Origin of the sequence: Erythrobacter sp. WG (assembly GCF_026586795.1) — a bacterium.
Lineage (GTDB): Bacteria > Pseudomonadota > Alphaproteobacteria > Sphingomonadales > Sphingomonadaceae > Erythrobacter.
The window spans coordinates 217,313-229,527 of record NZ_JAPFGY010000001.1; the positions used below are offsets into that span (position 1 = coordinate 217,313).

The 12,215-nt window shown below is 69.2% G+C and carries 11 protein-coding genes; 5 read left to right on the forward strand and 6 right to left on the reverse strand.

Features of this window, described 5'->3' with window-relative positions:
- The first annotated feature begins 112 nt into the window (after positions 1-112).
- Together pgmG and OPU67_RS01080 are read left to right on the forward strand one after the other, a co-directional pair.
- Complete coding sequence (pgmG, locus tag OPU67_RS01075) at positions 113-1,528, forward strand: phosphoglucomutase/phosphomannomutase PgmG (protein WP_267616884.1); 1,416 nt, start codon at positions 113-115, stop codon at positions 1,526-1,528.
- 34 nt (positions 1,529-1,562) lie between these two features.
- Complete coding sequence (locus OPU67_RS01080; protein WP_267616885.1) at positions 1,563-4,037, forward strand: ligase-associated DNA damage response DEXH box helicase; 2,475 nt, start codon at positions 1,563-1,565, stop codon at positions 4,035-4,037.
- Positions 4,038-4,238: 201 nt separating this feature from the next.
- On the opposite strand, the gene OPU67_RS01085 is transcribed toward OPU67_RS01080, so the two are convergent.
- The 4 genes from OPU67_RS01085 to OPU67_RS01100 all read right to left on the reverse strand — a co-directional run bounded on the left by OPU67_RS01085 (position 4,239) and on the right by OPU67_RS01100 (position 6,888).
- Complete coding sequence (locus tag OPU67_RS01085; RefSeq protein ID WP_267616886.1) at positions 4,239-4,670, reverse strand: ExbD/TolR family protein; 432 nt, start codon at positions 4,668-4,670, stop codon at positions 4,239-4,241.
- A gap of 32 nt (positions 4,671-4,702) precedes the next feature.
- On the reverse strand, positions 4,703-5,230 hold the full coding sequence (locus tag OPU67_RS01090) for an ExbD/TolR family protein (RefSeq protein ID WP_267616887.1): 528 nt from the start codon (positions 5,228-5,230) through the stop codon (positions 4,703-4,705).
- A 127-nt stretch (positions 5,231-5,357) separates the two neighbouring features.
- Positions 5,358-6,128, reverse strand: coding sequence for a MotA/TolQ/ExbB proton channel family protein (locus tag OPU67_RS01095; RefSeq protein ID WP_267616888.1), 771 nt, complete (start codon positions 6,126-6,128; stop codon positions 5,358-5,360).
- Positions 6,129-6,204: 76 nt separating this feature from the next.
- Positions 6,205-6,888: an energy transducer TonB gene (locus OPU67_RS01100; RefSeq protein ID WP_267616889.1), complete on the reverse strand. Its 684-nt coding sequence runs from the start codon at positions 6,886-6,888 to the stop codon at positions 6,205-6,207.
- Between the two features lie 397 nt (positions 6,889-7,285).
- Here OPU67_RS01100 and OPU67_RS01105 point away from each other — a divergent pair, with 397 nt between their 5' ends.
- Complete coding sequence (locus OPU67_RS01105; RefSeq protein ID WP_267616890.1) at positions 7,286-8,149, forward strand: hypothetical protein; 864 nt, start codon at positions 7,286-7,288, stop codon at positions 8,147-8,149.
- Between the two features lie 72 nt (positions 8,150-8,221).
- Complete coding sequence (locus OPU67_RS01110) at positions 8,222-9,538, forward strand: homoserine dehydrogenase (protein WP_267616891.1); 1,317 nt, start codon at positions 8,222-8,224, stop codon at positions 9,536-9,538.
- A 108-nt stretch (positions 9,539-9,646) separates the two neighbouring features.
- Here the strand turns inward: OPU67_RS01110 and OPU67_RS01115 are convergent, their stop codons facing one another.
- Complete coding sequence (locus OPU67_RS01115) at positions 9,647-10,306, reverse strand: hypothetical protein (protein ID WP_267616892.1); 660 nt, start codon at positions 10,304-10,306, stop codon at positions 9,647-9,649.
- A gap of 6 nt (positions 10,307-10,312) precedes the next feature.
- The gene (locus tag OPU67_RS01120) at positions 10,313-10,954 is read right to left on the reverse strand and encodes a hypothetical protein (protein WP_267616893.1); all 642 of its coding nucleotides are present in this window, start codon (positions 10,952-10,954) and stop codon (positions 10,313-10,315) included.
- A gap of 104 nt (positions 10,955-11,058) precedes the next feature.
- Here OPU67_RS01120 and glpX point away from each other — a divergent pair, with 104 nt between their 5' ends.
- Positions 11,059-12,075 carry a class II fructose-bisphosphatase gene (gene glpX / locus OPU67_RS01125; RefSeq protein WP_420708931.1) on the forward strand — a complete coding sequence of 339 codons (1,017 nt, stop codon included), beginning with the start codon at positions 11,059-11,061 and terminating at the stop codon, positions 12,073-12,075.
- The last annotated feature ends 140 nt before the right edge of the window (positions 12,076-12,215 follow it).

The following is a 12,215-nucleotide window of genomic DNA, read 5'->3' on the forward strand; positions in this document are numbered from 1 at the left end:
GCAGCAGGATGCCTGCCTCGGACGGGCCATCAGCCGCCCCCCGGTCCTTGCCCGCCGCCCCGCGATTGCGTCCTGCGAGCGTGGTCCGACGCGCCAAGGAGATCCTGACGTCATGCAACACCAGTTCGACCCGACCGTCCTTCGCGAATACGACATTCGCGGCATCATCGGCGAGACGCTCGGCGCCGATGATGCTCGCGCGATCGGCCGCGCGTTCGGGACGCTGCTGCAGGAGGCGGGGGGCAAGACCGTGGCGGTGGGCTATGACGGGCGGGTCAGCTCGCCCATGCTCGAGCACGCGCTGGTCGAAGGGCTTACCACCAGCGGCTGCGATGTGGTGCGGATCGGGCTGGGGGCAACCCCGATGCTCTATTACGCGGAAGCCTCAAGCGAAGAGGTGGATGGCGGCATTCAGATAACTGGCAGCCACAATCCCCCCAATTACAATGGCTTCAAGATGGTATTTCTGGGGCGTCCGTTCTTCGGCGCCGATATCCAGAAGCTCGGGAAACTGGCAGCAGACGGGGCGTTCGCCAGCGGTGCCGGGACGGTGACCTCGCGCGACATCCTGAGCGAGTATGTCGAGCGTCTGCTCCAGGGGCTGGCTGGGATCGAGCCCGCCAAGCTCAAGGGTCTCCGGGTCGGCTGGGATGCCGGGAACGGCGCCGCCGGCCCCGCGCTCGAGGCGCTGGCCGCGAGGCTGCCCGGCGAACACCATCTGCTCTTTACCGAAGTCGACGGTCATTTTCCCAACCACCATCCTGATCCGACAGTCGAGGCGAACCTTGCCGATCTGCGTGCGCTCGTCGCGGCAAAGAAACTCGATTTCGGAGTGGCTTTCGACGGGGATGGAGACCGCATCGGTGCCATCGATGGCGAGGGCCGGGTGATCTGGGGCGATCAGCTGCTGATGATCTATGCCGAGGACGCCCTCAAAACCCGCCCCGGCGCGACGGTTATCGCCGATGTTAAGGCCAGCCGCGCGCTGTTCGACCGCGTCGCAGAGCTCGGCGGCAGCCCGCTGATGTGGAAGACCGGCCACTCGCTCATCAAGTCCAAAATGAAGGAAACTGCCGCGCCTCTGGCCGGCGAGATGAGCGGCCACGTGTTCTTCGCCGACGATTACTACGGGTTCGACGATGCGCTCTATGCCGGGATTCGCCTGCTCGCCGCGACCGCTCGGCTGGGCCGCTCGGTGACCCAATTGCGCGATGCGATGCCGCAGATGCTCAACACCCCCGAAATGCGCTTCCAGGTCGACGAAGCCCGCAAGTTCGCCGCGATGGAGGAGATCGCCGGGCGCCTGTCCACGAGCCCCGGCCCCGAGGTCGAGAGCGTCAACACCACCGACGGCGTGCGCGTGAACACCGCCGACGGCTGGTGGCTGCTGCGCGCCTCGAACACGCAGGACGTGCTGGTCGCCCGCGCCGAAAGCGACAGCGAGGAGGGCCTCGAGCGCCTGCTCGCTCAGATCGATGCGCAGCTCGCTGCTTCGGGCCTCGAGCGCGGCGAGAGCGTCGGGCACTGACCGGCCGCTTGTCGGGACGGGGCGGAGGGGCCACATGGCGGGGGTGAGCACCGCAGACCCCGTCCCCCCGCTCCCGCCCGCGATCGCCGTCTGGTTCGAGACCCGCGGCTGGCGGGTGCGGCGGCACCAGCTGGAGATGCTGGAGAAGGCGCGCGCGGGCCGCCACGCGCTGCTGGTCGCCGATACGGGTGCGGGCAAGACGCTTGCCGGCTTCCTGCCGACCCTGTGCGACTTCGCCGGCGACACGCCGCCGGGGGAGGGCCTGCACACGCTCTACGTATCGCCATTGAAGGCGCTGGCGCAGGACGTGAAGCGCAACCTGCTGACGCCGATCGCGGAGATGGGTCTTGCCGTCAGGGTCGAAACGCGCAGCGGCGATACGCCGTCCGATCGCAAGAAGCGCCAGCGCGAACGGCCGCCGCACATCCTGCTGACCACGCCCGAGAGCCTCTCGCTGCTGCTCTCCTACCCTGAGAGCGCCGATCTGTTCGCCGGCCTCAGGCGCATCGTCATCGACGAGGTTCACGCCTTTGCCACCGACAAGAGGGGCGATCTCCTCGCGCTCTCGATGGCGCGGCTCCAGACACTCGCGCCCGGCGCCACCCGCGCGGCGCTGTCGGCGACCCTCGCGAACCCGCGCGACTTCCAGGAGTGGCTCGCCCCGCAAGCGGGCGACACCGGCGAGATCGTCGCCGCGGACCTCGTCCTCGGCGAGGTCGGCGCCGAGCCCGAGGTCGAGATCCTGCTGCCCATCGAGGAGCGCATCCCCTGGGGCGGGCACGCAGGGCGCTGGGCCGTCCCGCAGCTCTACCAGGCGATTCTGGCCAACCGCACCACGCTGGTCTTCACCAACACCCGCTTCCTCGCCGAGTTCATTTTCCAGTGCCTCTGGGACGTGAACGAGGATCACCTCCCCATCGGTATCCACCATGGCTCGCTCTCCACCGAGGCGCGGCGCAAGGTCGAGGAGGCGATGGCGCGCGGCGAATTGCGCGCGCTGGTGTGCACCGCAAGCCTCGATCTCGGGATCGACTGGGGCGATATCGACCTCGTGGTGCAGATGGGAGCGCCCAAGGGTTCCTCGCGGCTCCTGCAAAGGATCGGGCGCGCCGGGCACCGCCTCGACGTGCCGAGCCGCGCGGTGCTGGTGCCGGGGAACCGCTTCGAGTTCCTCGAGGCGATGGCCGCCAAGGACGCGGTCGACGAGGGCCAGCGCGACGGTGAGCCGTTCCGCCCGGGAAGCCTCGACGTGCTCGCCCAGCACGTCATGGCCTGCGCCTGCGCTGGGCCGTTCCAGGAGGACGCGCTGCTTGCCGAGGTGCGGGGCGCGCTCGCCTATAGCTGGGTGGACGAGACGACGTTCCAGCGCGTGCTGAACTTCGTCGCCGACGGCGGCTATGCGCTCAAGGCCTATGACCGTTTCAAGCGGATTGTGCGTGACAAGTCAGGGACTTGGCGCCTCTCGCACCCGAGCCAGGCGCAGCGGCACCGGATGAATGCGGGGATCATCGTCGATTCCGAGATGCTGACCGTGCGCTTCAGGAACGGCCGCAGTCTCGGCAAGGTCGAGGAACGCTTTGCCGCCCAGCTTTCCCCCGGCGACACCTTCTTCTTCGCGGGCATGAGCCTCGAGGTCGAAGGGGTGAAGGACATGGACGTGACCGTCCGCGCGGCGAAGAAGAGCGCCACCATCCCCTCCTACGGCGGCCTCCGCCTGCCGCTGACGACGCACCTCGCCACCCGCGTGCAGGCCATGCTCGCCGACCGCGCGGGGTGGGGGCGCTTTCCCGACGACGTGCGCGAGTGGCTGGAAATGCAGGATCACCGCTCGCAGCTTCCTTCACCCGGCGAGCTGCTGGTCGAAAGCTTCCCGCACGGCGGCAAGCACTACACCGCCTATTACACCTTCGAGGGTTGGAACGCGAACCAGAGCCTCGGGATGCTCATCACCCGGCGGATGGAGGATCGGGGGCTGCTGCCGGGCGGTTTCGTCGCCAACGATTACACGCTGGCGGTGTGGGGGCTGAAGCCGGTCACCGATCCTGCCCCCTTGTTATCGCCCGATATTCTCACCCACGAGTTCACCGAGTGGGTGACCGAAAGCTACCTGCTGCGCCGCGCCTTCCGCGAGGTGGCGGTGATCTCGGGCCTCGTCGAGCGGCAGCATCCCGGGCAGAAGAAGACCGGCAAGCAGGTCACCTTCTCGACCGATCTGATCTACGACGTCCTCAGGAAATACGAGCCCGATCATGTGCTTATCGAGGCCGCCTGGGCCGATGCCCGGTCGCGGATGACCGATGTCGGGCGCATCGCCGAGCTGTTGGAGCGGTCCGAGCGCGAGCTGGTTCACGTGACCCTCGATCGGGTTTCCCCGCTGGCGGTGCCGGTGATGACGATGATCGGGCGCGAGGCGGTGCCGCAGGGGGCGGTGGACGATGAATTGCTGCTCGAGGCCGAGGGGCTGATCGCCGCGGCGATGCGTCCGGACGAGGCGTGGGAAGGGGACTGACGCCCCGGCAGCGATGTTTCACGTGAAACACCGCGCAAACGCCCCGCAAACCGGCAGCAAGGGGGCAGCAAGGCGAGGCTGGAGGGGGTCTGACCGGGGTCTGGAGGGGGTCTGGCACCCCTTGAGACCACCCAAAGAAAAAGGGCGCCGCGATCCCTCGCGGCGCCCTTTCCTGATGCGTCGGGCCGGGTGGCCCGGGGATCACTTCCCGAAGTCGCGATACTTGTCGTTGCCGACGAAACCGAACTTGGTCACGCCCGACGCCTTGATGATCTGCAGCACCTTGGCCGACAGGTCGTAGCTCGCCTGCGGCTCGGGCTCGAACTGGAGTTCGGGCTCGGGCTGCACGTTCAGCGTGTTCTGCAGGATCGTGACGAGGTCGCCCTCGGTGATCGGCTGGCCGTTCCACAGGATCTGCTCCTGCGCGGTCAACACGAGCTTGTTCTTGGTCGGCTCGATCGTGACCGGCGGCGGGTTCGGGTTCGGTTGCGGCAGGTCGATGTCGACCGAGTGCGTCGCGACGGGGATGGTGATGATGAACATGATCAGCAGAACGAGCAGGACGTCGATCAGCGGCGTCATGTTCATTTCCATCATCGGCTCGCCGTCGAGCTTGCCTCCAGACATACCCATGTCAGTTACTCCTCAAAAGTGGCCTGGGGGCGTCAGTTCGGGTCGACCGGGTTCGAGATGAACCCGACGATCGGATAGCCGGCACGCTGGGCCCGGTAGATCGACCCTGCCACGCACTTCCACGGGGCATTGGCGTCGCCGCGGATGTGGACCTGCGGGATCTTCTCGGGGTCGGCCAGCAGCGCCTCGGGGCCGCCGGCACGCTGGACGATCGCGTCGAGGCGCTTGAACGCCTGCTCTTCGAGTTCGTCCGCCGTCACCGGAGTGATGTTGTTGATGTAGACCCGGCATTCGCCGTCGCGCGAGGCACCCTCGAAGCCCGGTTCGCCCGCGCTGCGGCCGCCCGCGTCGGTGGTGCTGACGGTGAGCAGCAGGTTCTCCACCTTGTCCTTCGATTCGACGGATTCGAAGACGGGGATGCGCAGCTTCTCGATCGTCTGGATCGCCACCGGAACCGCGATGAGGAAGATGATCAGGAGCACCAGCATCACGTCCACCAGCGGCGTGGTGTTGATGTCGGACATCGGGGTATCGGCCCCACCTCCCGTAGAAATCGCCATTGTGAATTCCTAGCCTGTCAAAACATTGACGTCTGTTGCCGGGCCGGTGCCCCACGGGTGGGCGTTCCGGTCAGCGGCGGGAGCGGTTCCTTGCGGAGCCGCCCCCGCGGATGTGCGGCTGTGGCGATCAGGCCTTCGGGGCCGGAGCGGCGGCCGGCTTGGCAGCGGGCTTGGCCGCCGGAGCCGCAGCGGTCACCGCCGGCTTCACCGCGCCGTTCGAGTTCATGTAGGCGAGCAGGTCGGTCGAGAAGGTGCTCAGCAGCGCCGCGATCTTGCGGTTGCGGCCCTGGAGCCAGTTGAACGCGAACACCGCAGGCACCGCGACGAGCAGACCGATCGCGGTCATGATCAGCGCTTCACCGACCGGGCCGGCGACCTTGTCGATCGAGGCGTTGCCGGCGATGCCGATGTTGATCAGCGCGCGGTAGATCCCGATCACGGTGCCGAGCAGACCGACGAACGGCGCGGTCGCACCGACGGTCGCGAGGAAGGCGAGGCCGCCGTTGAGCACGGCGTTGATCGAATCTTCCGAACGCTGGAGCGAACCGTGCATGTAGTCATGCGATTCGAGGGCGTCGGTCATCTTGCCGTGGTCTTCCTGGGCCTTGACGGCGTCGTCGGCGAGCTGGCGCCACGGGCTGTCCTTCTCCAGCTTGGTCGCGCCTTCCTTGAGGCTCGAGGCGCGCCAGAACTGGGTCTGCACGTTCTTGTACTGGCCGAGCACCTTGTTCTGTTCGAACAGCTTGGTGAACAGGATGTAGAACGAGCCGACCGACATGATGACCATGATCGCCAGGATGGTCCAGGCGACCGGGCCGCCCTGTTCCATCGCCTGGATGAAGCCGAATTCGCTTTCCGGAGCGGCGCCACCGGCGGCGGCAAGAAGGGTAAGGGTCATTGCGAAAGTCCTCTTGAAAGAATGGGTCTTGGTGCAGCCGGCGCCCCGGGATGTCCCGGTGCCGCAGGCCGGTTGATCAGTTCAGCTTGTAGGTAATCCGCGTGGACCAGCTGGCGCTGATCGGTGCGCCATCATCGTTCAGCGCAGGTTCGAAACGGCCGTAGCGCTCGAGATCGGTGCAGGCGGCCTGGTCGAGGATCGACGAACCGCTCGAGGAGGTCACCGAGCAGGCGGTCGCCCGGCCGTCGGCCGTGACGGTGACGCGCACGCCGACGGTGCCCTCGATCTCTTCCTGCGCGGCACGCCGCGGATAGTTTTCCTGGATGCGCGCGGCCCACTGGCGCTGGCCCTTGGGCTGGACGCCGCGCGCCTTCGAAACCTTCGGCGGGGTCGGCGGTCCGGGAGGCGCGGCCGGCGCGGTGGTCGCCTCGCGGAAGACCGGCGCCGGGGGCGGCGGGGTCTGCACGGTCACGATCTCGGGCGGATTCTGCGCGATGTTGAACGGCGGCGGCGGCGCGACCGGCGGCGGGGGCGAAGTGGGCCTCGGCTGCTCTTCGGGCGGCGGCGGTTCTTCGGGTGGGGGCGGCGGCGGCTCTTCCGTCACGTCGACGGTGGTGACCCGTTCGATCGTCTTCTTCACGGCGTCGACGGCCAGATAGATGACCATGCCCGCGCCAACCAGTCCGACAATCGACAGCGCGATTATCATTGCGACTAGCTTGGGCCCGGTCAATCCTTGTTGTTGGCTAGCGTAGGACATCCAGCGCTTTCTCTCCAAATACTCGCCGATCTAGGGTCGGCACATTCCCCACCCCCCGGCCGTTTGAAAGCGGCTGGCGAGCGGATCCCGGTCATTTCGGTCCTCCCACGCCGGTTACGAGCAAACGGGCCGGCGTTCGCTGCACGGCCCGTGTGATCTCCGGCTGGCACGTTCTGGACACGCAGGCCCAGCACGCAACCTGAACTGATCCCGCGGCAATGTCCCCAGTCCCGCGCGTTCAGTCCTCCGGGCTTTAACGGGCATCCCCTAGCCGATCAAACGCTTTTGCGGTTCAGACCGGATTCACTGCGAGCCATGTTCAAGCAGGTTTGCTAAAGCCCCCGCCTACGTAGCCGCCCTGAGGGCCGCGCCCCGAACACAGGTTAAAGAGGAATTAATGTCCAATTTCAAATCTCTGAAGGTTCGTGCTGCTGCGTTCGGCGGACTCCTGCTGGCACCGGTGACGGCGGCTGCGCAGGCTCCGGCGGTTCCGGCCGCGACCGGCCCTGCCGGGCCCACCTTTGCGGATCTTGCAACCCTTTCGGATGCCGCGCCGCTGGTGATCCGCGCACAGATTCGCCGTCAGAGCGCCCTGAAGGCGGACCGTTCGCCGGGCCTCGCGCAGGGATTCGCGCGGCTCTACATCGAGGCGCAGACCGTCGCGGTGATCGCCGGGCGCAGCGCGGTGCCGGCGAGCTTCGCCTATCTGGTCGACGTGCCGCTCGATGCGAAGGGCAAGGTCCCCAAGCTGACCAAGCGCGAGATGGTGCTGTTCGCGCGGCCGGTGCCGGGGAAGCCCGGCGAGGTGCAGCTCATCTCGCCCACCGCGCAGCTTGCCTTCACGCCGGAGCTCGAAGCACGGCTGCGGCCGATCCTCACCGAGATCTACGCCCCCGAAGTGCCGCCGCGCATCACCCGGGTGAGCGAGGCGCTGGCGGTGCCGGGCACCTTGACGGGCGAATCGGAGACGCAGATCTTCCTTGCAACCGAAAACCGCTCGCCGGTCTCGATCACCGTGCTGCGCCGCCCGGGGCAGCGCCCGCAATGGGGCGTGTCGTGGGGCGAGATCATCGATTCGGCCGCCGTGCCCCCGCAGCGCGACACGCTGCGCTGGTATCGCCTCGCCTGCGCTCTGCCCGCGCAGCTGCCGAGCAGTGCCAACCTGTCGCGCAATCCTGACGAACGGCGGCTCGCGGCCAGCGACTATGCCTTCGTGCGCGAGGCGCTGGGCCCGTGCGAGCGGCGCATCACGCCGGGCTGACGCGGGCGATCCACGCTTGACCGCGCGCCCGGCACGGTTAAGCGCCGGCGGACCTGCGCAAGGGAGGCCCGCTTGACCGACACCGCTGCACCGCTTCGAATAGCCATCGCCGGGCTCGGCACGGTCGGCGCGGGCGTGATCCGCCTGCTCGATACCAACGCCGCCCTCGTCGCCGCGCGCGCCGGGCGGCCGATCGAGGTGGTCGCCGTCAGCGCCCGCGACCGCGGCAAGGATCGCGGCGTCGACATCGCCCGCTTCGCCTGGGAGGACGACATGACCGCGCTCGCCCGGCGCGGCGATGTCGACGTGGTGGTGGAACTGGTCGGCGGGTCGGACGGCCCGGCGCTCGCCCTCAGCCGCGCGGCGCTGTCGGGCGGGAAGGGCCTCGTCACCGCCAACAAGGCGATGATCGCCACCCACGGCCTCGCGCTCGCCGAGATCGCGGAAGACCACAATGCGCCCCTGAAGTTCGAGGCCGCGGTGGCGGGCGGCATCCCGGTCATCAAGGGCCTGCGCGAAGGCACCAGCGCCAATGCGCTGACCCGGGTCTACGGCATTCTCAACGGCACCTGCAACTACATCCTCTCCACCATGGAGCGCACCGGCGCCGACTTTGCCGACGTTCTCGCCGACGCCCAGGCGCGCGGCTTTGCCGAGGCGGACCCGGCCTTCGACATCGAGGGCGTGGATGCCGGGCAGAAGCTCGCGATCCTCGCGGCGATCGGCTTCGGCACGCGGATCGACTTTGCGGGCGTGCGGGTGAGCGGGATCACGCAGGTCCGCGCCGCCGACATCGCGCAGGCCGATGCCCTGGGCTACGTCATCCGCCTGATCGGCGAGGCGGATGTCGAGGACACCCCCGAAGGCCCCCGCCTGCTCCAGCGCGTGCGCCCCTGCCTCGTCGCGCGCGGCCATCCGCTGAGCGCGGTCGAAGGGCCGACCAACGCGGTGGTCGCCGAGGGCAATTTCTCCGGCCGCCTGCTGTTCCAGGGCGCGGGCGCTGGCGACGGGCCGACGGCGAGCGCGGTCGCCGCCGACCTCATCGACATCGCCCGCGACGAGGTGGGCGCGCCCTTCTCGATCCCGGTCGCCCATCTCGCCGCGCTGCCCCCGGCCGAGCCCGGCCACCGCACCGAGCGCACCTATCTGCGCTTCATGGTCAAGGACCGCCCCGGCGTGCTCGCCGAGATCACCGCGGCTATGCGCGACGGGGACGTCTCGATCGAAAGCCTCATCCAGCGCGGCCGCGCCGAGGGCGGCGGCGAGGTGATGGTGGCGATGGTCACTCACGAGGGCCCGGAGCAATGCGTCGCCAAGGCGCTCGAACTGCTCGAGGGTTCGGACAGCCTCACCTCGGCCCCGCTGGTGCTGCCGATCCTGCCGCTTTAATGGAAAGCCCCTTCCCCTGAGGGAGGGGGTTGGGAATGGGTGCAACGGCGCTCGGCAGGGCAGAGCCCCCACCCCCGGCCCCTCCCCGAGGGGAGGGGGGAGGAAGGCCTATTCCTTCGCCGCCTCCGGCAGTCCCAGCTGCGCGGCGATCCGCCGCTTGGCCTCGTCGTCGAGGGGCGCGGCGTCACCCTCTACCGGGGCGAGGCCCTGCGCCACGCGTTCGGCGTCGGAGCCTGCGGGCGGCGGGGGAATCGCCGCCACGTCGACGATCAGCGCCGCGTCCTTGGGGCAGGGCGGGATGAAGCACAGGCCGCTGACCGTCGCGGGGCCGCGGAAGATGCCCGGTCCGGCAACGTCGGGCGGCGGCAGGGTGCCCGCGTTCTGGGTGCGCTCGGCATAGTCCTTGAGCCACGCCTCGCGGCTGCCGCTGTAGAGCTGGTCGGTCGGCACCGCGAGCTCGCGGCACACCACGATCTCGCCCGCCACCACCCCGGCCTCGCGCTGGTCCTCGCATTCCTTGAGCACGGCCTCGCTCGCCGCCTCGCTGGTGGGGGCGGGGGCGAGGATGTCGATCTTCTCCGGCGGCGCGGCGGCGGGCGCATCGGGGCCGAGATCGATCGGCACGCGCGCCGGCACGGGGTTCGCCGGAAGGGCGGCAGGTGCGCGCGGCGGCGGCAGGCGGGAGGGGCCAAGCTCCTGGCCTAGGCCCGTGCTGGCCGCAGCGAAGCCCGCAAGCAAGGCGGCGGCGGCGCGCCCGATCCCGTGCATGGCGCGCTAGCGGCCCTTCTTCTTCTTGCCGGCCGGGCGTGGCGGGGTGGTGGTGGTGATCCCGGCCGCCTCGCGCCGCGCGCGCTCCTGCTCCTCGGTCAGTTCCTCTTCCTGGCCCAGCGGGGCGAGCCCGCGCGCGATGCGGTCTGCATCGGAGCCGGCCGGCGCGGTCGGAAGCGCGGCGAAATCGACGGTGATTGCAGGCGGCGGGGCCTTTCCGAAGCCGATGCCCTTGCCGTTGTCGGGGATGCCGAACAGGTCGGGGGCAGGGGGCTTGCCCTTGTTCATCGTCTCCTGCGCATAGCGCTTCTGCGTCTCGGCGCGGGTGCCGGTCAGCGCGCGTTCGTCGTCCTTGGTGGTCTCGGCACAGACCACGATCTCGCCGCTGATCGTGCCGGCCTCGCCCTCGCGGCGGCACTGCTCCTGCTGCGCCTTGTTGACCTCGCCGCGCGGGCGGCTGACGACAAGGTTGATCGGCCCCGTCGGGGTCGGCGCGGCGGTGGCGGTGGGGGTGGGGGTCGGCGTGGGACCCGGCGTCGGCGAGGCGCCAGGCGCGGCCTGCTGCGCGGCAAGCGGGGTCAGGGCGATGGCGGCAATTCCCAGGGCGACAGCGGGCAGGGTGTGACGAAAACCCGGCAGGTGAGGCATGGCTTTGCTCGACAAACCGGTCTCCATCCGCTTATGCGCCGGGGCATTCTCATCACCGGCCGTGGCCGGGCGCTGCACCAGACCAACAGGGGGCTGAATTTCCCATGAACTCACCGACCGATACCGGCCTTGCCATGACCGCACAAGCCGCCACCGAGAACGCCATCCAGCGCGTCCTGGTGCTCGAGATGGTGCGCGTGACCGAAGCGGCGGCGGTCGCGGCGGCGACGATGGTCGGCCGCGGTGACGAGAAGGCGGCGGACGCCGCGGCGGTCGAAGCCATGCGCCGCGCCTTCGACAACCTCTACATCGACGGCACCGTGGTGATCGGCGAGGGCGAGCGCGACGAGGCGCCGATGCTGTTCATCGGCGAGAAGGTCGGCATGGGCAAGGGGCCGAAGATCGACATCGCCCTCGACCCGCTCGAAGGCACCACCATCACCGCCAAGGCCGGGCCCAACGCGCTCGCGGTGCTGGCGGCCGCGGAGGAGGGCTGCCTGCTCAACGCCCCCGACGTCTACATGGACAAGCTCGCGGTCGGCCCCGGCTATCCCGAAGGCATCATCGATCTCGCCAAGAGCCCGTCCGAGAACGTGCGCGCGGTGGCGGCGGCGAAGGGCGTCGATCCCTCGCAGATCAACGTCTGCGTGCTCGACCGCCCGCGCCATGCCGAACTCATCGCCGAACTGCGCGGCCTGGGCTGCGGGGTGGTGCTGATCGGCGACGGGGACGTGGCGGGCGTGATCGCGGTCACCGACGAGGAGACCAGCGTCGACATGTACATGGGCCAGGGCGGCGCGCCCGAAGGCGTGCTCGCCGCGGCAGCGCTGCGCTGCGTGGGCGGGCAATTCAACGGCCGGCTGGTGTTCCGCAACGATGACGAGAAGGCCCGCGCCGCCAAGTGGGGCATCGAGGACCTCAACCGCATCTACAAGCTCGAGGACCTCGCCAGGGGCGACTGCATCTTCGCGGCCACCGGCGTCACCGACGGCTCGCTGCTCCAGGGTGTCAAGCGCCGCCGCAAGCCGACCGGCGAGACCATCCTCACGACCGAGAGCGTGGTGATGCGGGCTTCGTCCGGCACGGTGCGCTGGATCCGGGGCGAGCACCGCATCGGGTGATCGGCTGGCACGGACCGCCCGTGCCGCAAGCGCGGCGGTCCTGCGCACCACCAGCGAGGACGCGCGCTGGATCCGGGGCGAGCACCGCATCGGGTGATCGGCTGGCACGGACCGCCCGTGCCGCAAGCGCGGCGGTCCTG

What these genes read in the sequence shown, in the direction of transcription:
- OPU67_RS01090 (WP_267616887.1), bottom strand. Translation starts at nt 5,230, where the DNA reads ATGGCGATTTCTACGGGAGGTGGGGCCGATACCCCGATGTCCGACATC.
- pgmG (WP_267616884.1), top strand. Translation starts at nt 113, where the DNA reads ATGCAACACCAGTTCGACCCGACCGTCCTTCGCGAATACGACATTCGC.
- OPU67_RS01115 (WP_267616892.1), bottom strand. Translation starts at nt 10,306, where the DNA reads ATGCACGGGATCGGGCGCGCCGCCGCCGCCTTGCTTGCGGGCTTCGCT.
- OPU67_RS01095 (WP_267616888.1), bottom strand. Translation starts at nt 6,128, where the DNA reads ATGACCCTTACCCTTCTTGCCGCCGCCGGTGGCGCCGCTCCGGAAAGC.
- OPU67_RS01120 (WP_267616893.1), bottom strand. Translation starts at nt 10,954, where the DNA reads ATGCCTCACCTGCCGGGTTTTCGTCACACCCTGCCCGCTGTCGCCCTG.
- OPU67_RS01085 (WP_267616886.1), bottom strand. Translation starts at nt 4,670, where the DNA reads ATGGGTATGTCTGGAGGCAAGCTCGACGGCGAGCCGATGATGGAAATG.
- OPU67_RS01100 (WP_267616889.1), bottom strand. Translation starts at nt 6,888, where the DNA reads ATGTCCTACGCTAGCCAACAACAAGGATTGACCGGGCCCAAGCTAGTC.
- OPU67_RS01105 (WP_267616890.1), top strand. Translation starts at nt 7,286, where the DNA reads ATGTCCAATTTCAAATCTCTGAAGGTTCGTGCTGCTGCGTTCGGCGGA.
- OPU67_RS01080 (WP_267616885.1), top strand. Translation starts at nt 1,563, where the DNA reads ATGGCGGGGGTGAGCACCGCAGACCCCGTCCCCCCGCTCCCGCCCGCG.
- glpX (WP_420708931.1), top strand. Translation starts at nt 11,059, where the DNA reads ATGAACTCACCGACCGATACCGGCCTTGCCATGACCGCACAAGCCGCC.